The organism is Binatus sp. (SeqCode) (assembly GCF_049584895.1).
Lineage (GTDB): Bacteria > Desulfobacterota > Binatia > Binatales > Binataceae > Binatus.
On record NZ_JBAUYR010000043.1, the window covers coordinates 1 to 25,211 of the forward strand.

The following is a 25,211-nucleotide window of genomic DNA, read 5'->3' on the forward strand; positions in this document are numbered from 1 at the left end:
CTGCTGACGGCGTTCGCGGTCGCTGTGCGCGGCGACCGGCTTTTTTCGCAAAGCACCGGCGGATGGATCATGCTCGGCGTATTGATTGCCGCGGGCGAGGCCGCGTGGCGCCTGCGCGAGGGCGTGATTCACGCCAAGCCAGCCAGCGAGTTGACATATCGGGGATGCTGGTACGGCCTTGCGCTTGCGCCCCTGGGATCGATTCTGGTGCGTGCGGGTGGCAAGGGCCGTCGGACAGAGCGCAAGGTCGCCTTCGATGGTTTCGAGGGCACCATGCATGAAGACAAAACCGAGCGCGACCGCCGCTACGGAACCGTGTATACGGTCGCCGAATATTCGAACGCGTACCTGGTGCGGCTCGAGATGCCGCGTCAGTTGCCGCCGTCCTCGCTCAAGCGGCTCTGGAATCTGCCCGACGAGATGCCGGACTACGATTACAACATCATGCTCGGTGACAACGTGATCGCGATCAGCGCCAGCGTGCGCGGCGAAACGATCCGCCGCCTTTCCTACGTCTCGTCGTCGTTTCCGGCCGACTTCACGACGCGAATCGAGTTCGGCAAGCCGGTCGGTGCGTTCAAGCATCGGATGCGCGACAAAGTGCTCGAGGTTATCGTTTTTAAGGCGGATGCGGCCCAATTTCAGCGCGCCGCTTGAAAAGCCTTGCGATCTTAACCGGCGATAGTCGCGACGCCGACGTGTAGTTGAGTTTGGCTTAGATGGCGATCCACATTCGGAACGCCACAGGTCGCGACCTGCCTCGGATCATCGAGATCGAACGGCTCGCATTTCCGGCTCCCTGGACGCTGGCCTCATTCGAGCGCGAACTGACGCTCCCCTTCTCGCGGATCGTGCTGGCGATTCCGGAAAACGGCACTGGTGCGACCGCTGGCTTTCTCTGTCGATGGCTGATTGCTGACGAATGCCATATCCTGAACATCGCGGTCCATCCGGAGTCGCGCCGGCTCGGGATAGCCAGTGTATTGATGTCAGAATCAATAAACGAGGCAAAGTCGACCGGAACTAATGTGGTTACGCTGGAAGTTCGCCGGTCGAATCTGGCTGCGAGACAGCTTTACCGCAAGTTTGAGTTTGAAGAACGTCGTTTGAGACGGCATTACTATGGTCCCGGCGAAGACGCGATCATCATGGAACTACGTCTCGGCTGACTAATTCGGCCTTCTGCACCGAACATTGTTCTATTCGGCACGGAAACCTTCAGTTTCTTTTTGAGACTGGGGTTACAAATTTGCTAATTTTGTGTCATACTGGAATTCATTCAAGGCTGATCGGATCGGTGATGAACCCGTGACTGCGCGGTCATCAACCCGTGTCCGAAATCTATGGCCTGCTCTCGAATGCCAATATTACGATGAGTCTGCCGTTCAAGAAGGGTGAAAAGGTGGTTTACCCCGCCCATGGGGTTGCCGTCATCGAAGACATCCAGATGCGCGTCATTTCCGGGACCGAAAGGCGTTTTTACATGCTGCGGATCCTGGGCACCGAAAAGATGACCATCATGATTCCGACGGAAAACGTCGAGTCGGTCGGTCTGCGACGGGTGATCGGCAAAGATATGGTGGAAAAAATCTACCGTATTCTCCGTCAGCGCAAGGTCGAGGTCGATACGCAAACCTGGAATCGCCGTTACCGCGAATACACGGAAAAAATCAAGACTGGTTCTCCGCTCGAAATCGCAAAGGTGCTCCGCGATCTGCTGGTGCTCAAGAGCGACAAGGAGTTATCGTTCGGTGAGCGCAAGATGCTCGACACGGCGCGCTCCTTGCTCGTTAAGGAATTGTCGATCGCCAAAGCTCATCCAGAAGAAAAAATAATGGAAGAGCTGAAGACGATCTTCGCCAACTAGCCCGCGTTCAGCCCGCAAGTGTGAATTGAAATGCCGGGCGGCGTCAGTCTGAACCTCGATACCGAGGATCTCGCACAACGTTATGAGCGGATCAGCGCGGATCGGCAGTTCCGTGGCGGCAAGGAACTGCTCCGGGAGTTGGCGCTCGCCCCGGGTCAGACGGTGCTCGACATCGGATGCGGGACCGGGATGCTCGCCGAGTATGCGGCGAGCCTGGTCGGTCCCACCGGTTCGATAGTCGGGATCGATCCGCTGCCACTTCGAATTGAGATCGCGAAAAAGCGCAGCGCGCCCAATCTGAGCTTCAAGGTCGGCAACGCCAACGACCTCGGCGAATTTGCCCCCGACAGTTTCGACGTCGTGTATATGAACGCGGTCTTTCACTGGCTGCCCGAGAAGTCGGCGCCGCTTCGCGCGATACTCCGCGCGCTGAAACTGGGCGGCCGGTTGGGCATCACCACCGCGCCTCCCGCAGCCCGCAGATGGCTCAACGTGATCAGGGATCGAGTGCTCGCGCGCGAACCTTACAACAAATATCCCGAAGCGCAGGCGAGCCAGTATCGCCTCAGCGAGGAAGGAATCGGGAAACTGCTGCTGGAGAACGGCTTCGAGGTCGCTCTGCTCGAAACGCGCGTGAGCGCCTCGATGCGCGGGCAATGGACCGCCGAGGGCGCACTGGATTTCGCCGAGGCCAGTTCGTTCGGCAATTTTCTCGGGCATCTGCCCGAGGATTTACAGGTCTCCGCGCGCGAAGAGATCAAGCGCGATCTCGAAAGCCTTATCGCGCGCCGCCGAGCTGACGACACCCCACGCGAAAATCCTGCGCACGGCGGCCGCATCATCGCAGTCGCAACCAAACCCTAGCCTGAGAATCTGCCGAGGCGAATACTTTTGCTGGGCGGTGTTTTCCTTGTGCTCGCGATTCTTCCCGCTGCTCGATGCGGTGGCGTTCCGCCCGCGGGTGCACCGTCGGCACCGCAAGCGGCGTCGAATTGAAAGCCTCGGCCATCATAGTCGGGGCAGGCAGCGGCGTGCGGCTCGGGTCGTCGGTGCCCAAAGCGTTCGTGAAGATTGGCGGCCGGACGATGCTCTCCTATTCGCTCGTCACAGTCCGACAAGTGAGCTCGATTGACGAGGTCGTGATAACGGTTCCCGCGGGATTCGAAAATGCAGCGCGCGCCGAAGTCGCAGCGGCCGGGCTTGGCGTGCCGGTCAAGATTGCGCCAGGTGGAATCGAGCGCCAGGACTCAGTTCGAATCGCGCTGGAACTCACCAGCGCCGAGAGCGAGATTGTGATCGTTCACGACGCGGCCCGCCCGCTCTCGACGCCCGCGATCTTCGAGGCATGCATTATCGCCGCAACACGCATCGGCGGCGCGATCGCAGCAATACCAGTAGCTGACACCTTGAAGCGCGTCGCCGACGGAGCGATCAATGCGACGGTCGCGCGAGCGGGATTATGGCAGGCGCAAACTCCGCAAGCATTTCGCCGCGACCTGCTGATAGCGGCCCATCAGCGCGCAGTCGTCGAGAAAATCACCGCAACCGACGACGCCGACCTGGTCGAGCGCGCCGGCGCGCGCGTCGAGGTCGTAGAGGCCCCAACCGAGAACATCAAGATCACGACCCCTTCAGATCTGGCAATCGTCGAAGCAATCATAGCCGCCCGCAAATGAGTTCGCGCCAACGTGAGGCGCTCACTTTTCGTGTCATCCTGACGAAGCGAGCGACGCGAGCGGCAGGAACTGGCTTCCGGCCTCCGGACAGCTTCGCGTAAGCCGGTTCCGGTTCTGAGTCGCTGCGTCCACTACAATCCGCTTACACCGGCTCTGGCTCATACCCTGCCCTTTCGATCAGTTCGCGGGTTTGCGACCAGTCCCATCCCGCAGTGGTCAGGTAGCCGTTGACGAAAATCGAATTCACCGCGTTGAACAAATCCGCCTGCCGCGCGCCGACGTTTAATTCGCGCCCGCCTGCCGCGCGAACCTCACTGCGTGGATTCAGCAGACGGAAGAGGCACGCCGCCTTGAGACATTTCTCGGGCGTGAGCGCGCGCTGCGCTTCGAGCGGCGTGCCCTTTATCGGATGCAGAAAATTCAGCGGCACCGAATCGATCGCGAGGCGCCGCGTCGAGTACGCGAGATCGATAATATCGTCTTCCGTCTCGCCCATCCCGATTATTCCGCCCGAGCACGTCGACAGCCCCGCCGCGCGCACGTTCTCGATCGTCTCGACCCGATCGTCGTAGGTATGCGTCGTGCATATTTCCGGATAGAAACGCCGGCTGGTATTGAGGTTGTGATTTATCCATCCCGCACCCGCCATCTTGAGTTCGTCCGCCTGCTCGCGATTCATCAAGCCGATCGACAGGCACAGCTCGAGCCCCGGCAGCTCGGCGCGGATTCGGTCGCATGCTTCGCCGAGATGTTCGACGTCATTCCGCGCCGGCCCGCGCATGCTGCAGACCATGCAGTATCGGCGCGCGCCGCTCTCGACCGCGATTCGCGCACCCTCGATCAATTTGGCGACGCTCTGCATCTTGTAGACGGGAATTTCCGCCTTCGAGATTTTTGATTGCGAGCAGTACGAGCAATCCTCGGGACAGATGCCGCTCTGCGCGTTGCGCAGCATGCAAATCTTCACGCGGCGGCCGAATGCGGCCTCGCGCACGGTCCGCGTCGCCGCGAGCAAATCTGGCAGCCGCTCGTCGGGACAATTCAGGATTGCCGCGGCCGTCTCGCGTGCGATTTCTTTTCCGGCCAGAACTTCCTCGACCATCCGATCGAGATCGATTTCCCCAAACTTCAACATCACCGATTTCCTTTCTTTTTCAGGGATAGAAGAAACAGACACGCGCCGCAGATTTAGAGGTTTCCCGCAGAAGGATCAAGCGCGCGACGTCTATTCGCGCGGGCGCGGAGGAGGCCGGTAGATCTCCGGATCGGGCTCTTCAGGTTTTTCGACTTCCTGCGCCGGCCCGTTTATCTCAACCGAGACAACTCCCTCAGGACGCTTGATCCGCTTTGCGGCACCGCGTCGCCGCGTCTGCGCCGAAGCCAGGACGCCCACCGCCAGTCGCAGCATCAGCAGGACTGCGAATATCACGCACAGCCGCCCGAACCAGTCGTCAGTCCGCGAATACAGCGTGCGGCCGGTGCCGATCGGCAGGTTGCCGAATGCCATCGTGTCTTCGCCGTGCACCGGCTCGCGCGACGCGATCAGCCGGCCGCGAGAATCGTTCGCCGAGAGCATCCCGCCGCGCGCCGCGCGAGCGAGCGAGAATCCCGATTCGACGCCGCGCACCACCGACATCCGCTGATGGATCACTTCGGATCCCTGCCAATCCGACGCCGGCGCGACCACCACGCGCACATCGTCCGCCGCAAGCTGGCGCGCGGTATCCGGAAAATCCAGGTCCTGCGAAATCAGAACCGCGGTGCGTCCCCATGGAGCATCGAAAATCGCGGGCTTCGATCCCGCCTTGTAGTCCCATTCGAGACTCGGGATCAGATGATGCTTGGCGTAGGTCGCGACGATCTTCCCGTCAGGATCGAACACGACCGCGATATTTCTTTTCGGCGACCGCCCAATCTGGTTGAGGCCCACCACTATCCACACGTGCGACATCTGCGCGACTCGCTCGAGTCCGAGCACCACGTCCCATTCGTAGTTCGGCGCGACTCCGATAATTTCTTCTGGCATCACCACGATTTGCGCGCCGGCGCCCGCCGCCTGCTTCACCATTTTTGCGTACACCGCCATGATATCGGCGGCGTCGGTCGGGTCGCTCGATTCGGACTCCGGTATCAGGCTCTCGCTGGCGATCATCGCGACTCGCACCGACGGAGTCCTGGGCGTCAGGAACACGCGAATCACGCCAAACAAAATCGCGACTGCGAAAACGCCGATCGCTATCGTCGCGGGACGCGTCCACTCGCCCATGTTCCATCGACGCCGATACCACGCGACCGCCAGTCCCGACGGCAACAGCGACATGATGAACATCACGCCGCACAGCCCGATCCACGACGCAGTCTGCAGCAGCGGCAGAAAATCGACTTGCGAATACGCCGGGCTGCCCCAGGTGCCGTGCGGAGATTTCAGCGAGAGCGTGTAATAGAAAGCGACTTCGAAGGTCGGGAACACCAGCGCCGCCAGCCACCCGGACCATCGCCGCGTCGCCTCGGCCGCGCACACCACGAAGAGTGCAAAAAACGCTGCACCCGCCACGTGCGACGCGAGCATCGTCACCAGCGGCACCGCGAAGCTCTCGCCACCCCACGCGCCCAGGTTGCCGATCAGAAAGGCCGCGAACGCCAGCTCCGCCGCGGTTTCGATGCGCAGCTCCGGCGCCATCGCGAGCATCGGCATGGGCGCGAACAGCGCACACGCCCACATCCTCGGATCCGTTCCCCCAAGCGCGAAGAGTAGAGCAGTAGCGACCGCGGCCACCGCAGCAGTTACCAGAACGCCTGTCGGTTCGCGCGGAGTGCTCGATCCAAAAATCGATGCGCGAGGCACACCCGACCGTGACGAACCGACGATTGGGCGGTCCGCCATACTGTCAGACTTGATTGCGCGGCGGAGGAGTCGCCGGCGTTACTGCGTTCGCAACCAGGCCTTCATTGAGCGAGCCCGATCGAAAGCCCTTCAGATCGATCGCGACGAATCGAAAGCCGATTTTTTTGAATTCGCGATCGATAGTTTCGCGGATGGCTGGCTCGAACACGCGCGCCATCTCGCTTTGCTCGAGCTCGAGCCGCGCGACCTCGCCATGGTACCGCACGCGCGCAATCGCAAAGCCCATCGAATGAAGCAGCTTCTCGCCCGCCGCAACTTGCCGGAGCCCGTCAGGCGTTATCTCGGTCCCGTACGGAAACCGCGACGACAGGCACGGCGATGCGGGCCGATCCCACGTCGGCAAACCCATCGAGCGCGACAGCTCGCGCACGTCGGCCTTGGTCATCTCGGCCTCGACCAGCGGATGCCGCACGCATTTTTCAGTGGCGGCCTGCATCCCGGGGCGGTAGTCGTGCAGGTCGTCGAGATTTAGGCCGTCGACAATCTCGTCGATACCAAGTTCGGCTGCCTTCGCCTCGCACACCGTGAACAAGTTGTGCTTGCACAGGTAGCATCGGTTAAGCGGATTCGCCGAGTAGCCGGGAATCTCGAGCTCGTTGGATTCGACAATCAGGTGACGCGCGCCGATTAGTTGCGCCATTGAAAGCGCCGAGTCGCGATCCTCGTCAGGCATCGTCGGCGAGGTTGTCGTGAGCGCGAGCACCGATTCGCCGAGCGTTTCATGCGCAACCTTCAGCACGAAGGTGGAATCGACGCCGCCGGAAAACGCCACGATCACGCTGCGCATCGGGGCAAATGTCGCGCGCATCCGATCGAGCTTCGCGGTCAGAGTCGTGTCCAATTCTAGATTCCTTCGGCCTGGAACAGATCGGTCGTCAGATAGCGCTCACCGGTATCGCAGAAAACCACGACCACGATATTACCCTTGCCGAGCCGCCGCGCTACCTGCAACGCGGCACAGCAATGCGCGCCCGACGAGATACCGACCAGCAGGCCTTCCTCGCGCGCGAGCCGCCGCGAGAACAGGGTCGCATCCTCGTCACTGACGGGAATTATCTCATCATAAACTTTTGTGTCGAGGTTGCTCGGCACGAAGCCCGCGCCGATTCCCTGTATTTTGTGAAAGCCCGGCTCGCCGCCCGACAGCACCTGTGAGTTCTTCGGCTCGACCGCGACGATCAGCACTTTGTTATCGAGATGCTCGCGCAGATAGTGCCCCGCGCCCGTGATCGTCCCGCCGGTGCCGACGCCGGCGACGAACGCGTCGATACGCTTGAACTGTTGGAGCAACTCGGGCCCGGTGCATCGATAGTGGATGTCGGGATTGGCGCTGTTGCTGAACTGCTGCGGCATGAAGTAGCCGGGATTCTCGCGGCACAGCTCCTCGGCCTTCGCGATCGCGCCATGCATCCCGCGCGTATCTGGCGTCAGCACCAGCTTCGCCCCGTACGCGACGAGTAAGGAACGCCGCTCCTCGCTCATAGTATCGGGCATCGTGAGAATGAGCTTGTAACCCTTGACGGCAGCGACCAGCGCCAACCCAATCCCAGTGTTGCCGGAGGTAGGCTCGACGATAGTATCCCCAGGCTTCAACTTCCCGGCCTTCTCCGCCGCCTCGATCATCGCGAGACAAATCCGATCCTTGACGCTCCCACCAGGATTGAAATTCTCGAGCTTCGCCCAAATCTCGGCATCGTCTTTGCCGGGAATGCGATTAAGCCGAACAACGGGAGTATTCCCGATGAGTTCAAGCGGCGACCGCGCAACACTGATAGGCATGCCCCCGATTGTATCCAGAAAGTAGCGATGGTTGGAATGTAGGGAAGTGTGAATCCGCTACAGGCTAAATCTGATCGGCGCTTCCCGCGTCCAGCACACGAGCGCGAATTTCTTCCCCTCTCCCTGCGACCCTGCGAGGGAGAGGATCGAAGGTGAGGGTCCAATTGCAGCGCGCGCTTCGCGCGCGATTCAAGATCCCGCCTCCGCGTATCTTACCGTCTGCGTTTCATCCTCGTGTCATTTTAGAGCGAAGCGAAGAATCCCGACTCCTTCTTCGCCTCGCCCGGGAACATGAGATGGCCCGACGCACGTCATTGTGCGTCTGCCGAGGATTTATGCACGCATCGATAGGCCTGCTACCGACGCTTACTCGAGCCCCGACGTTCGTAATTCTTCTGGCGCGAGAATGATTTTCCCAATAGTTCGAAGTGCTTTCTCGTAGTCATCGGCCGCGTAAACGATCGACTTGGCATCTTGCTCGCTCGGCGGAGAATCGTTTGCTGCCCAGTGCCATTTGCCTTGAAGGATTCCGAAAAGATTGGACACGCCCGCATACGCTGCGGTCACAACCCTCAAATCCTCGAGACCGAGACGCAAGGAGATCAAAGGCAACTGCCTATCGAAGACGTATCTATTGAGTTTTAGATTCTGAACCAAATTTGCGACTGGAGCGTTCTCCTTGGCGAGACTCGAAAGAGTCTGCAAGCGAGCGAGGTTCTCAGACATCTCCGCGATTAGAGCCCATCCCGCGCCTCGCTGTTTTTCGTGCAGGTCGTCTTCGAGGACTTTGATTTGGTTCGTGAAACCTTTCTTGAGCGTCCACCATGTAGCGATGAAAGTCAGAAGTCCGCTCAAAAGCCCACCGACGAGCGCTGAGAGCAACTGACTATCTAGGATTGAATTCAGCATTGGTCACTCATTCCGGTGCGGTGCGCCTTCTTTTACCGTAAGTGTGCCAACCGGAGCGGGCAGATTTCGCAAAAAAGTAGGATCCCGTTCGGTGATGATGGGTGAATCAGATTATCGGACGGACTGTACTCATGATAAAAGCGACATTCGAGCCGGTAAGCGGCCGTGGCACTGCTAGCGCATTCGTACCAGAAGTGAGTGTAGTTCCCTTCCTTCGCAGAGCTTCTTAGCCTCTCGCCTAAGTCTCTTTCCGCTCGCCCCACATAGTGAGCGGATCTCCCGTCACGCGACAGGACGTATGCTCCGGGCTCTGCCAGAAGCCACGAAAACTGAAATCCAGAAATGCAAAAAGGTCCGTTCAGCATGGTTCTTTACCTCTCCGCGATTCTTGACCATCTCGAATATTACAGTCAATATGATAACAAGAATAAATACTGACCACATTGTTACATATTGGATGTGTTTTTGAGTCCGCTAAGAGAATTTGAACCTATTTTGGTTTTGGAGACCGACGAGTGAACACGATTGAGCCTATGGAGCTTGAGGAGTCGATTAGGTGGCTCCTTTCATTCAGCAAATCGACCAAAGACACGCTCTCAAATGGCCGGCCTGGCGACCTAGTCAATTTGCTATTCGATCTCCGCCGGTACCTTCGAGTTGAACCGGACGATGACAGAGTCGAAAAAGAACTGAATCGGGCTGAACGCGATCCGCTGACATTACTATCGACAATAGCGACCGTGCGCGAACTATTGACCCAGGTGGCTGAAAGAGGCTCGTTCAGATATCGCTATGGAAACGGAGAGTTAGTGTTTGATGCTAGTCAGCTACCCTCCGACAATGCCCTTTCGTATCACGATGCCAGCTTGACGGACGCTGTAGTGCAAGTCGCCGTCGATGATCTTAGCGAAGCCGTTGCGTTACGTGTGAAGAGCTGTGCAAACGAAGCTTGTGCGCAAATCTTTTTCGCGGAGCGGCGCTCTCAAATCTATTGCGGGCATCGATGCGCAAACCTTATCGCGAGCAGCACTTATCGAAAACAAGCGGATAAGAAGGAGAAGCGACGCCTTCACGCGAAGCAGAAGTACCGCGAAAAAAGCGCTAAGCGGAAACCAAACTAAACTCGTTCAGGCACACAATTTGGCCATAGTCACGCAAACAGATTCGTCTTGCGAGTTGGCTTAAGGACAGTATGCGGCGCGGCAGACAATCTTGAAATAATCGTCCCTCACCCGCGCCGGAGGCGCGGCCTCTCCCCACGACGGGCGAGGCAGGAACCGGGGTCCCTCGGCTTCGGTCGGGATGACACAAAGATGACTGGCGGCGGGTAAAGATACAGAAGCAGAATCTTGAATCGCGCGCGAGGCGCGCGCTGAGTAAGGTCCCTCACCTTCAATCCTCTCCCTGCGGGAGAGGGGATGGAATCCAGAGAACAGAGAGAAGATCCGGGATTCTTCGCTTCGCTCTAGAATGACACAAAAACGCCCCATCTCGCCCTACGAGCCAACTCTCTTTTAATACTGGGTGCAGGGGTCACCCCTGCTAGCCTGTCATTCCGATGATGAGCGGTGAGAAGAGTGCGGGTTCTATTCGGCGGGTGCTGGTTATTTTTCCCGGGGCGCTTGGGGATTTGATGTGCTTGATGCCGGCGCTGGGGGCGATTTCGCGGCGGTATCCGGGGGCATCCGTGGAGCTGATGGCGCGGTTGGAGTTGGCGCGGCTGGTGGCGGGGAGGAGTGTCGTGGTGCGTGGGCATTCTATTGATGCGCGCGAGGTCTCCGAATTGTTTGCTGATGGGGCGGCGGGCGGGGCGCGGCGGTTCTTTGGCGAGTTCGATCGGGTCTATTCGTTTTTTGCTTCCGATGATTTGCGGTTTCGCGAGCGGCTGGCGGCGGCTACCGATGGCGAGGTTTCGTTTCATCCGTTCCGGCCGGGGGGCGAGGGGCATGTATCGGCGGGTTATTTGAAGGCGATCGGCGGGGGCGATCCGCAGATGGATGCGCGGCTTGAGCCGACGCCGGATGATTTGGCGGCGGGCGCGCGCGTACTGGCGGAATCTAATTGCGACAGTTCGGATTTTATCGTGATTTTTCCTGGCAGCGGGAGCCCTGGGAAGAATTGGGCGGCGGAGAAGTTCGCGGCGTTGGCGGTGAAACTGGCAAAAAGATCCGAGATTCTTCGCTGCGCAGACTCCGCTCTGAATGACACAAGAGGGGGAGCTGGTCTGAATGACACAGGGGCGCGACCGAATGGCGGAGGGGGTCGGTGCGTGATCGTGTTGGGGCCGGCTGAGAGTTCGATGGAGCCGGTTTTTCGCGAGGCTGGCGTTCCGGTGCTGAAAGATCTCGATTTGCCGACGGTTGCGGCTGTCGCGCGGCTGGCGTCGGCGTTCGTCGGCAATGATTCGGGGGTGTCGCATCTTGCGGCGGCGGTTGGCGCGCCGGGCGTCGTGATTTTCGGGCCGACTGATCCTGTGCGATGGCGTCCCAGAGGTTCGCAGATCTGCGTTCTCAGGCGCGAGCCCATCGATTCCATCGAGGTCGGCGAAGTTGCCAGCGCTATATCGAAATTTGTGGCGCAACGTCAAAGATAATAGACTGGAGACCTGTGATTCGTCGGACAACTTCCTTACCTTGCGAGCGTGGAGGGCTATGAGCTTCCTCAAGACGACGCTGCTGCTGGGGTTGATGACGGGGCTGTTGATGGTAATCGGCGGCCTGATTGGAGGCAGGCACGGCGTTGTGATCTTTTTTGTGATCGCCGCCGTGATGAACTTCTTCAGCTACTGGTTCTCCGACAAGATCGTGCTGAAGGCGTACGGCGCGCAGGAACTCGACGCGTCGTCGGCGCCCGAGCTCTATTCAATCGTCAACGAGCTGGCGCATTCGGCGGGAATCCCGATGCCGCGCCTGTACATGATCGATTCCGACACGCCTAACGCGTTCGCGACCGGCCGCAACGTGCATCATGCCGCCGTCGCCGTGACGCGGGGTATCATGCGAATCTGCACGCGCGAAGAGTTGAAGGGCGTCATCGGGCATGAACTCTCGCACGTCACCAACCACGATATTCTGACCAGCTCGATCGCGGCGACGCTCGCGGGCGCCGTTATGATGATCGGGACGATGATTCGATGGGGCGCGATTTTCGGACTTGGCAATCGCGACGACGAAGAAGGCGGCATCGCGGGACTGCTGATCGCGGGCGTCCTCGCGCCGATTGCGGCGACTCTCATTCAGCTCGCGATTTCGCGCACGCGCGAGTACCAGGCCGACGCCAGCGGCGCCAAGCTCACGCATAATCCTCTGTATCTCGCCAGCGCGCTGCGCAAACTCGAGGCTGCCAACGAGCGGATGCCGCTGGACGCCAGCCCGGCGACGGCTCACATGTTTATCGTGAACCCGCTGAGCGCGGCGGGAATCTCGCGGCTGTTCTCGACCCATCCGCCGATCGAGGAGCGAATCCATAGGCTCGAGCAGATGGCGTCGTCGGGACAGGTCGCGCAAGGCTGACGGTGGCAATCAATGGAAGAGCAAGAAGATAAACGCGGATTCAAAGTTCAGGACCGCCGGCGTTTTTCGGCGGAAGGCGAGACCAAGGAAGGCAGCGAGGCTCCGCCGGAGCACAGCGAATCGCCGGATATAAAATCCAAGCCTGCCGCATCGGGAGCAGAGACGGCATCCAAGCCCGCGGCCTCTGAGGCGCGTTCTGAATCGAGCCGCCAATCTGAATCGAGTCGTCAATCGAATGAGCCGCCGCCCGAGCTGACCTTCGCCGCATTTTTGTGGAGCCTGTCCGAGCAGGCGCTGGCGGCGCTCGGCGAAGTGCCCGACCCGATGAGCGGCAAGGTGTCGCACGACCTGGTCCTGGCGCAGCAGATGATCGATATAATCGCGATGTTGCGCGACAAGACGCGGGGAAACCTCGACCCTCAGGAACGAGCGATGCTCGAAGAGATTCTTTCCAGTCTGCAAATGAAGTACGTTGAATTGGCGAGACAGCCGAACCGTTGAGCGGCGGTCTTCGTATTAATCACACATGACGAATAAGTTGTTTCGACCCATGGCCTTCACGGGCGTCGCGATTTTTGTGGCGACTCTCACCCTGAGTACCTCACGGATGCAGGCTCGTGCCGCGGATTCGGCGCCGCCAGCGCCCGCGCACTTCTGGACCGAGCTGGTCGATCCGGCGCACGCGCCCAAGGCGCAGACGATGCCGGACTTCGTCGACCTTGCTGCAAAGCTCAGCCCCGCGGTGGTGAACATCTCGACCGACGAGGCCGACGAGCCGGCGGCGGAAGGTGCTGAGCCGCCACCCGAAGATTCTCCGCATTCGCACGGTCCGTTGGAGGAGTTCGGCGGCGCGCCGCACGCCAAGGCGCTCGGCTCCGGCTTCATCATTACCAAGGACGGCTACGTCCTGACTAACGAGCACGTGGTCGACAGCCCGGGCAAAGTCACGGTGACGACGCAGGACGGCCGCAACTACATCGCGAAGATTATCGGCCATGACGACAAGAGTGACATCGCGCTGCTGAAAATCGACGCGAAGCACGACCTGGCAGTCGCGCCACTCGGCAATTCCGAGGATTTGAAAGTCGGCGAATGGGTGATGGCGATCGGCAACCCGTTCGGCTTCGATCATTCGGTGACGGCCGGAATCGTCAGCGCGAAGGGACGCTTCATCCCCGGCAACTACGAGGACTTCATCCAGACCGACGCGTCGATCAATCCTGGCAACTCCGGCGGGCCGCTGATCGACTTGCGTGGCAACGTGATCGGCGTCAATTGCGCGATCTATACGCACACCGGCGCGAGCATGGGAATCGGCTTTGCGGTTCCGATCGACCTGGTCAAGGAAGAACTGCCGCAACTGAAGAGCTCGGGCAAAGTCGTCCGCGGATGGCTCGGCGTGTACATCCAGAAGGTGACGCCTGAGTTGGCGGAGTCGCTAGGACTGGCGGACTCGCGCGGCGCGCTGGTTGCCAACGTACTGCCGAATGGCCCGGCGCAGGCGGCGGGAGTCAAGCGCGGCGACGTGATCGTCGCATTCGACAATCAGCCGGTCGACGACTCGCGCGAATTGCCGTTGCTGGTCGGCCGCACCGACCTTGGGCATAAAGGCATTCTGAAAGTGATTCGCGACAAGCAGACGATCGATCTGCCGGTCACGATCACGCAGTCACGCGAGCCTGAAATCGTGGCGGCTGAGGAAAAATCGGAAAAGCCCGATCTCGGTGCGGTCTCGCCGTTCGGCCTTCACGTCAAGGACCTGAGCCCCGACCTCGCCAAGGAACTCGGTCTCGATGCGCCCGGCGGCGTCGTGATTGCGTCGGTTCAACCAGGCAGCCGCGCCGATGAAGCGGGACTACGCGCTCGCGACGTGATAATCGAGGTCAATCGCAAGGCCGTCACCAGCGTCGACTCGTACCAGAACGCGGTCAAGACCAGCGAGAAAGGCAAGAGCGTCCTGCTGCTGATCAAGCGCGGGGACAACACGATCTATGTACCCGTCAAACCGGAGGCCTGAGCCGGGGACGCATTTCCGATGTCCCCAAAACGACTGCTGAAATTCGCGCTAATCGGCGTTGGCGCGCTGATCTTGTTCGCCGTGCCGCCGACTCTGTGGCTGTTCTTCAGCTACTACCATCAGCTCGAAAACGAAGTCGTCGCGCGCTTTTCGGGCAAGCGATGGAACATCCCGTCGCGCATTTTTTCAGACTCCATCCTTATATACCCGGGGCAGGACTTGCAGGACCTGGGTTTCTTCGAACGGCTCGCGCGCCTGAATTACCATCCGGTCGATTCCGGCAAGGTTTCGACTCGCGGCGAATACAGCTTTGACAAGAAACGCGGCAAACTCGACATCTTCCTGCACAGCTTTGCGTATCCGTACGGCAACTTCGGGGGCGAATTCGTCGAGTTGAATCTCAAGGGAGATACGATCGACTCGATGAGCGATCCGGTCACGCATAAACCGATCTTCTCGATCGAGCTCGAACCGGAACTGATCAGCGGCATCTTCGAAGGTGAATGGGAACAGCGCCGGCTGGTGCGTCTCAGCCAGATACCGCCGACGATGATCAATGCGATCCTGGCCGCCGAAGACCATCGTTTCTACGAGCATCACGGGGTCGACATCGTCCGCACGATCAAGGCTGCGTACATCGATTTCCATTCGGGGCACGTGCGCCAGGGCGGATCGACTCTCACGCAGCAGCTGATGAAGAACTTCTTCCTGACCCGCGAGCGAAGCTACAAGCGCAAGCTCAAGGAAGCGATGATGGCGTACATCGCGGAGCGCGATTACTCGAAGGATGAAATCCTCGAGAACTATATTAACGATATATACCTGGGCCAGCGCGGGCAGGAAGGTATATACGGTGTCTGGGAAGCGAGTGAGTACTACTTCTCGAAAGAGCCGCGCGATCTGACTATTGGTGAAATGGCTACTATCGCCGGGCTGATTAGTTCGCCGAATCGGCTCAACCCGTTGCACCATCCGGAAGCTGCGCGCCCGCGACGCGACGAGGTGCTGGCCTCGATGCTCGAGGATGGGTACATCGACAAGAGCGCATATGACGCCGCCATCAGCGAGCCGCTGCATGCGCGCGAAGTTTATGCCGAGGGCAACGACGCGCCCTACTTCGTCGACTACGTCAAGAAGGAGCTGGCGGAGCGATATCCTGCGCAAGTGCTGAATGGCGAGGGTTTACGCATCTTCACCTCGCTCGACGTGCACATGGAAAAACTCGCGGAGGCGGCAATCACGCACAATCTCGCCGACCTGGAAGCCAAGCATCCGAAGCTCGCGCGCCGCGAGTTGAAGGATCGCCTCGAGTCGTGTTTGGTCGCGCTCGAGCCGCAGAGTGGAAAGATTCGCACGATGGCGGGCGGACGCGACTATCGCTCGAGCCAGTTCAATCGCGTTACTCAGTCCAAACGTCAGCCCGGTTCGGTCTTCAAGCCGGTGACATACTTGGCGGCTTTCGACGAGACGCTCTCGGGAGGCCCGGAGAAGTTTCTGCCGACTACCTATATCGAGGATGCGCCGTTCACCTGGCAGTACGGCGACATGAGCTGGACGCCGAATAACTATCGCGACCGATTCTTCGGTCACGTTACGCTCGAGTTTGCGCTCGGCGAGTCGCTCAACTCCGCGACCGCGCGGCTGGCGAACAGCGTCGGACTGGATCGAATCCGCGCGATGGCGGCGAAGCTTGGCTTTGGCGATTTGCCTGCGTACCCGTCGATAGTGCTCGGCGGAATCGAAGTATCACCGATGCAGGTCGCGCGCGCCTACGCCGTGATCGCGAACGACGGCATGGAAATTCAGCCGTACGCAGTCACCGCCGTGGTCGATGAAAACAATAAGGTGATCGAAGGCCATGAACTCGCGGCCGAACAGGTTATCTCGCCCCAGCTCGCATACATGATGCAGTTCATGCTCGAAAATGTGATCAATCACGGGACCGGCGCGGCCGCGCGCACGATGGGTTTCACGCGGCCGGCAGCAGGCAAGACGGGCACCACCAACGACGCGAAGGATGCGTGGTTCGCGGGCTTCACGCCGAATCTTCTGACGGTGGTTTGGACGGGCTTCGATCAAAAAGAAGAGCTAGGCCTCACCGGCGCGCAAGCGTCGCTGCCGGCGTGGACCGCTTTCATGAAGGCGGCGACCGCGTCGCGACCGGCGCTCGATTTCACTGCGCCGCCGGGAATCGTCGAGGAAAAAGTCGATCCCACTACCGGCTACAAGGCGACGCCCTATTGCCCGATAACGATGATGGGTGTGTATCCGCAGGGGATGGCGCCAACTCAGGACTGCCCGTATCATACTTCTCCGACGTCGTTGACGGCCGTGGACCACAAGGTGCCCGAGGAGCCGAATCCGGTAGCCGACCCCAACGACTAGGTCGCAATGATGCGATTGAGTCAATTTGCTTTTGCAATTTTTCTGTCGACGCTGCCGATTGGGGCGACCGCGGCGATCGCGGAGAGCCGTCCGATAGTCCTGGCGGAGCTGCAGGAAGAATCGATTCCGGCGCAGGATCTGGCGGCGCCGAGTCCCGCCGCCGCAACGAGTCCCGGCGCGGCCGCATCGCCCGCCGCCGACGCAATCCCCGACACAAATTCTGATTCCGGCGAGTGGCTCGCGGTACCTGCGGGGAAAGCTGCGCCCGCTGGGAGTACAATGCCTATATCTAACCCGGCGCCGCCAACGGTACCGGCGCCACCGGACACGCCGGCCGAAATAGCGCCCGCGATCGACGTCGGCTCGATCGCGACGACGCCGCAAATCAGCGACTCTACCCTCGCGCCACTGATCACTAGCGCGCCAACACCCGCGCGCGCCGCGTCACTGAGAATCACCGAACAACAGCGCGTCGAGCTCGAGCAGGGGCATACTGACGACGCGATTCGCGAGTTGGCGCATGCGATCTCGATCGACCCGAGCAACTCGTACGCCTACTTTTATCTGGGCCGCGCGTACATTGCGCGCAAGGATTATGGGCAGGCGCTGACCTTCTTCAAGCGGGCGGAGATAGGAGTCGCGTCGAATTCCGTGTGGCTCGGCGAGACGTACGCGTTCGAGGGTGTGTGCCTCGAGCAGGCGGGCAAATCCGCCGATGCGGTCGCAGCTTATCAGAAGGCGCTCGCCGCAAGTCCGGGAAACTTGACGGCGCGCGTGGGAGTCACGCGGCTGTCGGCGTTCATGCCTGCCTCCGCGAGCGCGTCGGCGCCAGCCGCAGATGCGGATCAGTCCGCGCCCAACGAAAACGAACCCGAAGCTGCGTCGCCTCCCGACGAAGCACCCGCCCCTCCCCCAGCGTCCGCGCCCTCTCCGGCAGACTGAGCGCGATGCTGGTACTCGGAATTGAATCTTCATGCGACGACGCAGCCGCCGCGGTGATCGAAACCACGGCACCCGGCATCGTCGAAATTCGTTCGAGCACCGTCGCGAACCAGGACGACATCCATCGCGCTTACGGCGGTATCGTGCCGGAACTCGCCTCGCGCAATCATGTCGTCACGATCGCGCCGGTCATCGAGCGCGCGCTTGACGCCGCCGGAAGCAGACTCGCGGACGTCGAAGGAATCGCAGTCACGCGCGGCCCGGGATTAGTCGGGTCGCTGCTCGTCGGCCTGATGTTCGCGAAGGGTCTGGCGCAGGCGGGCGGCGTCGCGATGGTCGGTGTGAATCATATCGAGGGGCATCTGCTGGCTCCGTTGCTGGAAAATCGAATCGCGATGCCGTACCTGGCACTGGTTGTTTCGGGCGGGCACACTGCGCTGTTCGCGGTCGAGGATTTCGGGTGTTATCGGCGCATCGGGCGCACGCGCGACGACGCGGCCGGCGAGGCGTTCGACAAAGTCGCCAAGCTGATGGGGCTCGGCTATCCGGGCGGCCGCGCAATCGACGAGATGTCGCGGCGCGGAAATCGAAAGAGCGTGAAAATCCCGCGCGCTCACGTCAAAGGCGCGCCGATGGATTTCAGTTTCAGCGGCGTGAAAACCGCGGTCGCAACGATACTAGCCACTGAGAACGGCCGCGCGGAACGTCCCGAGGATCTCGCGGCGAGTTTTCAGGAAGCCGTCGTCGAGATGCTGGTGAAGCCGACAATCGCAGCCGCGCGCGAACTGGGTGCAGATACGATCGCGCTGACGGGGGGAGTCGCGGCGAATTCAAGATTGCGCGACAAGCTGGCGGAGGCAGCGGCTGCCGATGGGCGCCGCCTTGTAGCACCCGCGCTGAAATATTGCACCGACAATGCGGCGATGATCGCGCTCGCAGGCAGCTACCGTTTGTTGCGCGGCGAGCGCGACTTGCTAAGCATCGACGCGGAAGCCAATCTGGCACTTTGATCCAGTGCCGATGGCAACCGCACGAAAATCCCGCAGCATCGACGAAACCGCCTCGCGCCCCGCACCGGCGCTCGCTCGTGCCGGCGTGCGGCCGGCCAAATCTCGCGGCCAGAATTTCCTGACGAGCGGCGCAGTCGCGGATCGAATCGTCGCTGCGGCGAAGCTTTGCGAACCGGATTCGATAGTCGAGATAGGTCCTGGGCTCGGTATCCTTACAGAGAAAATCGCGAGGAGGCCACGACGTTCACTGACGCTGGTGGAACTTGATTCGCGTCTCGCGGCGCGGCTTCATGAGCGCTTCGCGGACGTCGACGTCATCAACGCCGACTTCCTCGCGATCGATTTCGCAGAACTCGCTGGCGCTTCGCCGGTAAAGGTAATCGGCAATCTTCCGTTCAATGTCGCGGCTGCAATCCTGCGCAAGCTGAGCGACAACTCGCGCATGATTTCGAGAATGGTCCTCATGTTCCAGCGCGAAGTCGCGCTGCGAATCCGTGCGACTCCCGGCGACGACGCGTACGGCGCGCTCAGCGTGTTCACCGCGCTCTACTGGAAGATCGATCTGCATTTCACCGTCGCCGCCGGCAGCTTCTATCCGCGTCCCAAGGTGGATGCTGAAGTTCTCGCATTCGCACCTCATGCAAAGCGGCTGTTTCGTAACGATGAAGAACGCGACGTGCTCGAGACCGTGCGCGCCTCGTTCTCTGCGCCGCGCAAAACCATTCGCAACGCTCTCAGCCATGCGCTGGGAATCGACGCCACGCAAACCGTGCGCGCGCTCGAACGTGCGACGATCGATCCAGGCACGCGCGCCGAGACGCTCGGCGTGCCGGACTTTCTGAAGCTCGCGCAGGCGATGCGAACTGAATTGGACGATGCCTGAACTGCCGGAAGTCGAATCGCTGCGCCGAATACTGGTTCGCACCGCGGTCGGCAGAACAATCGTGAGCGTTCGAATCGGCGAGAAACCTCTGCGCCGTCGCGCCACCGCAGATTTCAGCAGCTCCATCATCGGCCGACGAATTGTTAAACTGTCGCGCCGCGCGAAATATCTGATCATTGAGTTCGACGGCGAGCACGTGGTCCTCGTGCATCTCGGGATGTCCGGCAGCTTGACCCATCGGCACGAAGGCTTTGACGCCGACGATTTCGATCCGCGCCACGACCATCTCGAATTTGCACTCGACGACGCGTCGCGCCTGGTTTACAACGATCCGCGGCGTTTCGGCATGGTCCGGCTGGTCGAGCGCGCCGCGTTGGCTTCCACGGCCGAGCTGATAGGTCTCGGTCCCGAGCCGCTGTCGCGGGAATTTAATGCGGATTACCTTGCAGCGAAGGCCCGCGGCCGGACCGCGGCGATCAAGAACCTTATTATGGATCAACGAATCGTCGCGGGTATCGGCAATATCTACGCGTCCGAGATTTTATTTCAGGCGGGCGTGCGGCCGACGCGGCACGCCGGCCGCGTGACGCGAAGCGAGATCGGAAAAATAACGGCGGCCACGCCGATCATCCTGCGCGCCGCTATCGGCAACAACGGCACCACTTTTCGCAGCTACCGCGACTCGCGTGGACAGCCCGGGCGATTCGCCGCGCGCCTTCGCGTATACGGTCGCGAGGGAGAACCGTGCTACACATGCTCGACGCCGATCAAAAATGTGGTGGTGGGACAACGTGCGAGTTTCTTTTGTCCAAAATGTCAGCGCTGAGATGCAAAAGTATTGCGCACGGGCTGGCATTGCACCGGGATTCTTCGCTTCGCTCAAGAATGAGACAAAGAAAAATACCGCATAGATTTAAGTCGATATTGGGAGCGGTTGTGGTCGCCTTGCTCGCGCTCGCGGGTTCATCTTTCGCTCAGACAGCGCCGCCGATCGACTGGAACAAGGTAAATTCCGAAGCGCTCGATTACTTCCGCACTTATCTTCGCTTCGACACGACCAATCCGCCGAGCAACACTGCCTCCGCGATAGCGTATCTCAAATCGATTCTCGACAAAGAAGGAATCGCGACTGAGACCTTCGAAAGCAAGCCCGGAATGGTGACGCTGGTCGCGCGTATTCCGGGACCCGCGGACGTGAAACCGCTGCTGCTGATGTCTCACGCGGACGTCGTGCCCGCTGTGGGAGCCAACTGGACGCATAAGCCGTTCAGCGCCGATATTGCGGACGGTTACGTATGGGCGCGCGGCTCGATTGATAACAAGGCGCATGGGATCATGGCGCTGATGACGCTGCTCGCGCTGAAGCGCAATCACGTCGCGCTGAGGCGCGGCGTCGAAATGATGATGAATCCCGACGAAGAAGCGGGCGGCGAGAACGGCGCGACCTGGATGGTGAAAAATCATTGGGACGCGATCGATCCCGCGTTCGCGTTCAACGAAGGCGGCGAGGGCGCGCCCGACTGGCTCGGACTCAAAGGCATCACGTTCACGGTTGCGGTCTCCGAGAAGCGCGTGAACTGGCTTCACGTCACCGTTCGAGGCAAGGGCGGACACGGCTCGGTGCCGAAGCCTGACAATCCGAATCTGATTCTGATCAACGCGCTGCATCGACTGCTGGAAAAACCGCCGCCGATTCGAATCACCAAGATTTTCGCCGACGCGATGGAATCGATCGCGCCGCTCGAGCCAAGTCCCGCGTCGTTCCAACTCGCGCATCTCGATCAGCCTGATGTCGCCGAGGCTGCGATGACCGGCGTCCTCAGCCCTTACGAAATCCAGGCGCTCATACGCGACACGATTTCGCTGACGATGTTGAACTCGGGCGTCAAGGTGAATGTTGTGCCTACTGTCGCCGAAGCGGGACTCGATTGCCGTCTGCTGCCCGGCACCGACGCCGGCGCGTTTATGAAGCGTCTGCGCGATTTGCTGGGACCCGGCGACTTCACGATTGACTATATACAACGGCCCGATGACGCACCGCCGTCACCGACTTCCGGCGAGGCCTGGGACGCGATCAAACGTGTCGTTGCGAGCGATTTCAAAGATGCGCGCGTGGTGCCATGGATGACGACCGGCGGCACTGACTCGCGCGTTATCCGCGACAAAGGCGTGCCGGCGTACGGATTCGTCCCGGTGATTCTCGGCGAAGGAGAAATTTCGCGCATCCACGGCGACGACGAGCGCCTGTCGGTCGACAATCTGAATCGCGGCATCAAGGCCACTTACGATTTGACCATCGACCTGTGCGCCGCGCAAAAATAGTTGCATAGTCGACCTAAAAATAAAGACCAAGGCGCGCATCGAGCTGATCGATATCACCGAAAAGGTAAACCATGCGCTGGCTGAAATTGGCGCGGTCAGCGGGCTGTGCAACATATTCGTCACGCATACGACCGCCGCGGTGATCGTTTCCGAGAACTGGGATCCCGACGTGACTACCGATATGCTCGCGCAACTCGAACGTATCGTGCCGCGCGAAAACGGTTACAGGCATGGCGAAGGCAACTCGCAGGCGCATATTCTGTCGGTGATGCTTTCGACCTCGATAAATATTCCGATGCGCCAGGGTAAGCTTGCTCTCGGCAAATGGCAGGGCGTGATGTTGGTGGAACTGGACGGACCGCGCGAGCGCAAAATTATTGTGAGCGTTGCGACGACCAGTCCGGTCAAGCAGGGGAGGCGGTGACTCGATGACACTCGATATGCCCACCGGGATCGGCGGCGCATTTGCGTTCGTGTTCGGCGCGTGCGTCGGCAGCTTCGTCTGCATGGTCGCCTACCGGCTGCCGCGCGATCTGTCGATCATCACGCCGCGATCGTATTGCGAGAGCTGCGAGCGCGCGATTCCGTGGTGGGCGAACATCCCGATTCTCGCCTACCTCGGACTGCGCGGTAGATGCGTGATGTGCGGCGCGCCGATTCCGTTCCGTCATTTTCTCGCCGAATTCGGACTGGCACTCGTCGCGCTTTATCTCTACTTCGCATTTCCACTGCCCGACGCGATCGCCCGCTTCGTGTTGTGCGCCGCGCTGTGGATCGTCGCGATCATCGACTACGATTGGCGGCTGATTCCGAACATCATCACCTGGCCCGGCACGCTCGTGGGATTCATCGCGGCATCGACGATGATGCCCGACGTCGGCTGGAAAAGTTCGCTCATCGGAATCCTCGTGGGCGGCGGCGTCCTGTGGGGCACCGGCTATTTCTACCAGCTGGTGCGCGGGCGCGAGGGGGTCGGCCTGGGCGACGTGTGGCTGCTCGGAATGGTGGGCGGATTTCTCGGCTGGCCGGGAGTTTTCTTCACGATGTTTTTCGGTTCGGTAGTCGGATCGATCGGCGGAATCGCGTTCGCACTCACGGGCGGCGGTTCGAGTGCGCCCGGTCCGCTCGGCGATCCCGCGACCGATCCGGAGGAAGCGGACGTCTCGATTCTGAAAACCGAAGTTCCATTCGGGCCATATTTGGCACTGGCCGCCGGCGTGTTCGCGCTGTTTCAGCCGGAACTCGCGCGCTGGTATCTTAGCCGATAACCATGGCAGCCGGCGTTTTCATCACGCTCGAAGGGGTCGAGGGAAGCGGCAAGACCACGCAGGCCGCGATTCTCGGCGACGCGCTGCGCAAGAACGGCCGTCCCGTAACGGTCACACATGAGCCGGGCGGCACGCGCGCTGGCGAAACGATCCGCGCGATCTTTCTCGATCCCGCGGTGTCACTCGACGTCGCATCGGAATTGCTGCTGGTCCTCGCCGACCGCGCGCAACACGTACGCGAGAAACTGCGGCCCGCGCTGGCGGCAGGCGAGATTGTGATATCCGATCGATACTCCGATTCGACCACTGCCTACCAGGGATACGGCCGCGGCTTCGATCTCAAATTGCTGGGCGAGTTGAATCGACTCGCTACGGATAATGTGACACCCGACCTCACGATCGTGCTCGACCTGCAAGTCGAGACCGGGCTCGAACGCACTCGAGCGCGGGCGAAGGGCACGGGCCGCGGCTCCGACCGCTTCGAAGGCGAGCGCGCCGAATTTCATCGCAAGGTGCGCGACGGTTTTCTCGCGATTGCAAAAGCCGAGCCGTCGCGCGTCGTCGTGATCGACGCCGACCGCCCAGTTGCTGCCGTCACCGCCGACATCCGCCGCGCTGTGGACGAGATGCTCGCGCGCCGATGACTGAGTCGTCATGCCGATAACTTCGATCCTGGGGCATCGCGAAATCGCGGCGCGGCTGCTGGCCGAATTGCACAGCCGTCCATCGCACGCCTACCTGTTCGCGGGTCCGCGCGGGGTCGGCAAGGCGCTGGTCGCAACCAGCCTCGTGCACGCGATGATGTGCGAGCGATCGCCCGGCGAGAATTTTTGCTGTACTACCTCGCATTGCCCGGTGAGAATCGCACCGCAGACCGAGCGCACTCGCGCGCGCGCAGGTGACACCGACGCGCCGCGATGCGATTGCTGTTCGGCATGTGTGCAAATCGCGACGGGAGTGCATCCGGATTTCACTTATATCTCGCGGCCGGTCGGCCGTTCCGAAGTTCTGATCGATCAGGTCCGCGACCTGATTGCTCGGCTCGGAGTCCGGCCGTCGCGCTCTCCAGTTCGCATGGCGATTATCGACGACGCCGAGGTGCTCGGTGAGCCTGCGCAGAACGCGCTGCTGAAGACGCTCGAGGAACCGCCCGGCCATGCGATTATCATCATGGTGTCGGCGAGCGAGCGCGCGCTGCTCGACACCGTCCGATCACGCATGCGCGTCGTCAGATTTCCGGCGCTGCAGCCCGCCGATATCGAGGCGATTCTCGCGGCGCATGGCGTCATCGACAAAGCTCACGCGCGTGCGCTTGCATTGCTCGCGCGAGGCAGTGCTGCGAATGCGATCGCGTTGGCCGACGGCGACGAGCCGCCGATGAAAGAGCTGCTCGACGCTCTCAGCCACGGAAAATCGATCGACTTCGCCCGTGCGCAATCGCTGGCGCAGGAGTTTTTTGCCAATCGCGACGCCGCTTCCGGCAACTTCGAGCTGCTCGCACGGCTGCTCGAGGAAATACTATGCTACAAACTGCTCAAGACTGACTTCGTCGCGTTTCCGCCCGAGACGCGGTCGAAGCTGATGAGCCTGGCTGATAGCATGGCGGTCGATGCGGTCGTGAAATGTATCGACGCTGCGGTCCGAGCCAGCGCGGCGGTTGGAGAGAACGCCAATCCGCGGATGCAGGCGGAGAATTGGTGGACGATAGCCGGTCATGCGATGCGGGGTGAGTAGAA

Annotated in this window: 25 protein-coding genes; 20 read left to right on the forward strand and 5 right to left on the reverse strand. The window is 60.7% G+C overall.

What is annotated here, in order from left to right; genetic code table 11:
* From WB650_RS08715 to ispD, 5 genes are all read left to right on the forward strand, one after another.
* Positions 1-657: hypothetical protein (locus tag WB650_RS08715; RefSeq protein WP_423960177.1), on the forward strand; the 657-nt coding region annotated here is incomplete at its 5' end.
* 62 nt (positions 658-719) lie between these two features.
* Entirely contained in the window at positions 720-1,169 is a 450-nt protein-coding gene (gene rimI, locus WB650_RS08720; RefSeq protein WP_422303320.1) for a ribosomal protein S18-alanine N-acetyltransferase, read from the forward strand.
* Between the two features lie 203 nt (positions 1,170-1,372).
* Entirely contained in the window at positions 1,373-1,867 is a 495-nt protein-coding gene (locus tag WB650_RS08725; protein ID WP_422305245.1) for a CarD family transcriptional regulator, read from the forward strand.
* Between the two features lie 30 nt (positions 1,868-1,897).
* The gene (locus tag WB650_RS08730) at positions 1,898-2,731 is read left to right on the forward strand and encodes a class I SAM-dependent methyltransferase (protein ID WP_422305228.1); all 834 of its coding nucleotides are present in this window, start codon (positions 1,898-1,900) and stop codon (positions 2,729-2,731) included.
* A gap of 74 nt (positions 2,732-2,805) precedes the next feature.
* Positions 2,806-3,543, forward strand: coding sequence for a 2-C-methyl-D-erythritol 4-phosphate cytidylyltransferase (gene ispD / locus WB650_RS08735; RefSeq protein ID WP_422305230.1), 738 nt, complete (start codon positions 2,806-2,808; stop codon positions 3,541-3,543).
* Positions 3,544-3,685: 142 nt separating this feature from the next.
* Here ispD and bioB read toward each other — a convergent pair whose 3' ends face one another.
* From bioB to WB650_RS08760, 5 genes are all read right to left on the reverse strand, one after another.
* Positions 3,686-4,678, reverse strand: a complete 993-nt coding sequence (gene bioB, locus WB650_RS08740; protein ID WP_422305232.1) for a biotin synthase BioB — start codon at positions 4,676-4,678, stop codon at positions 3,686-3,688.
* A gap of 90 nt (positions 4,679-4,768) precedes the next feature.
* The gene (locus WB650_RS08745) at positions 4,769-6,427 is read right to left on the reverse strand and encodes a nitrilase-related carbon-nitrogen hydrolase (protein ID WP_422305234.1); all 1,659 of its coding nucleotides are present in this window, start codon (positions 6,425-6,427) and stop codon (positions 4,769-4,771) included.
* A gap of 4 nt (positions 6,428-6,431) precedes the next feature.
* On the reverse strand, positions 6,432-7,289 hold the full coding sequence (larE, locus tag WB650_RS08750) for an ATP-dependent sacrificial sulfur transferase LarE (protein ID WP_422305236.1): 858 nt from the start codon (positions 7,287-7,289) through the stop codon (positions 6,432-6,434).
* A gap of 2 nt (positions 7,290-7,291) precedes the next feature.
* Positions 7,292-8,227 carry a cysteine synthase A gene (gene cysK / locus WB650_RS08755; RefSeq protein ID WP_422305238.1) on the reverse strand — a complete coding sequence of 312 codons (936 nt, stop codon included), beginning with the start codon at positions 8,225-8,227 and terminating at the stop codon, positions 7,292-7,294.
* Between the two features lie 366 nt (positions 8,228-8,593).
* The gene (locus WB650_RS08760; RefSeq protein WP_422305240.1) at positions 8,594-9,136 is read right to left on the reverse strand and encodes a hypothetical protein; all 543 of its coding nucleotides are present in this window, start codon (positions 9,134-9,136) and stop codon (positions 8,594-8,596) included.
* 515 nt (positions 9,137-9,651) lie between these two features.
* Between WB650_RS08760 and WB650_RS08765 the strand changes: the two genes are divergently transcribed.
* The 15 genes from WB650_RS08765 to WB650_RS08835 all read left to right on the forward strand — a co-directional run bounded on the left by WB650_RS08765 (position 9,652) and on the right by WB650_RS08835 (position 25,209).
* Positions 9,652-10,257, forward strand: a complete 606-nt coding sequence (locus tag WB650_RS08765) for a hypothetical protein (RefSeq protein WP_422305242.1) — start codon at positions 9,652-9,654, stop codon at positions 10,255-10,257.
* Positions 10,258-10,697: 440 nt separating this feature from the next.
* Positions 10,698-11,729 (forward strand): glycosyltransferase family 9 protein, encoded by a 1,032-nt coding sequence (locus WB650_RS08770; RefSeq protein WP_423960181.1) that lies wholly within the window; start codon positions 10,698-10,700, stop codon positions 11,727-11,729.
* 58 nt (positions 11,730-11,787) lie between these two features.
* Positions 11,788-12,648: a zinc metalloprotease HtpX gene (gene htpX, locus WB650_RS08775; protein WP_422305866.1), complete on the forward strand. Its 861-nt coding sequence runs from the start codon at positions 11,788-11,790 to the stop codon at positions 12,646-12,648.
* A 12-nt stretch (positions 12,649-12,660) separates the two neighbouring features.
* The gene (locus WB650_RS08780; protein WP_422305868.1) at positions 12,661-13,149 is read left to right on the forward strand and encodes a DUF1844 domain-containing protein; all 489 of its coding nucleotides are present in this window, start codon (positions 12,661-12,663) and stop codon (positions 13,147-13,149) included.
* 25 nt (positions 13,150-13,174) lie between these two features.
* On the forward strand, positions 13,175-14,665 hold the full coding sequence (locus WB650_RS08785) for a DegQ family serine endoprotease (protein ID WP_422305870.1): 1,491 nt from the start codon (positions 13,175-13,177) through the stop codon (positions 14,663-14,665).
* Positions 14,666-14,683: 18 nt separating this feature from the next.
* Complete coding sequence (locus tag WB650_RS08790) at positions 14,684-17,050, forward strand: penicillin-binding protein 1A (RefSeq protein WP_422305872.1); 2,367 nt, start codon at positions 14,684-14,686, stop codon at positions 17,048-17,050.
* Between the two features lie 15 nt (positions 17,051-17,065).
* On the forward strand, positions 17,066-17,992 hold the full coding sequence (locus WB650_RS08795) for a tetratricopeptide repeat protein (RefSeq protein WP_423960184.1): 927 nt from the start codon (positions 17,066-17,068) through the stop codon (positions 17,990-17,992).
* A gap of 5 nt (positions 17,993-17,997) precedes the next feature.
* Positions 17,998-19,002: a tRNA (adenosine(37)-N6)-threonylcarbamoyltransferase complex transferase subunit TsaD gene (tsaD, locus tag WB650_RS08800; RefSeq protein ID WP_422305876.1), complete on the forward strand. Its 1,005-nt coding sequence runs from the start codon at positions 17,998-18,000 to the stop codon at positions 19,000-19,002.
* 10 nt (positions 19,003-19,012) lie between these two features.
* Entirely contained in the window at positions 19,013-19,885 is an 873-nt protein-coding gene (gene rsmA, locus WB650_RS08805; protein ID WP_422305878.1) for a 16S rRNA (adenine(1518)-N(6)/adenine(1519)-N(6))-dimethyltransferase RsmA, read from the forward strand.
* Positions 19,878-20,711 carry a bifunctional DNA-formamidopyrimidine glycosylase/DNA-(apurinic or apyrimidinic site) lyase gene (gene mutM, locus WB650_RS08810; RefSeq protein WP_422305880.1) on the forward strand — a complete coding sequence of 278 codons (834 nt, stop codon included), beginning with the start codon at positions 19,878-19,880 and terminating at the stop codon, positions 20,709-20,711. Before rsmA ends, mutM begins: the two co-directional genes overlap by 8 nt.
* A 110-nt stretch (positions 20,712-20,821) precedes the next feature.
* Positions 20,822-22,207: a M20/M25/M40 family metallo-hydrolase gene (locus tag WB650_RS08815; RefSeq protein ID WP_423960187.1), complete on the forward strand. Its 1,386-nt coding sequence runs from the start codon at positions 20,822-20,824 to the stop codon at positions 22,205-22,207.
* Positions 22,208-22,259: 52 nt separating this feature from the next.
* Positions 22,260-22,631 carry a secondary thiamine-phosphate synthase enzyme YjbQ gene (locus tag WB650_RS08820; protein ID WP_422305905.1) on the forward strand — a complete coding sequence of 124 codons (372 nt, stop codon included), beginning with the start codon at positions 22,260-22,262 and terminating at the stop codon, positions 22,629-22,631.
* 4 nt (positions 22,632-22,635) lie between these two features.
* The gene (locus tag WB650_RS08825; protein WP_422305883.1) at positions 22,636-23,475 is read left to right on the forward strand and encodes a prepilin peptidase; all 840 of its coding nucleotides are present in this window, start codon (positions 22,636-22,638) and stop codon (positions 23,473-23,475) included.
* Between the two features lie 2 nt (positions 23,476-23,477).
* A complete protein-coding gene (gene tmk / locus WB650_RS08830) occupies positions 23,478-24,119 on the forward strand; it encodes a dTMP kinase (protein ID WP_422305885.1) in 642 nt (213 codons plus the stop codon).
* A 10-nt stretch (positions 24,120-24,129) separates the two neighbouring features.
* On the forward strand, positions 24,130-25,209 hold the full coding sequence (locus WB650_RS08835) for an ATP-binding protein (RefSeq protein WP_422305887.1): 1,080 nt from the start codon (positions 24,130-24,132) through the stop codon (positions 25,207-25,209).
* Positions 25,210-25,211: the final 2 nt, after the last annotated feature.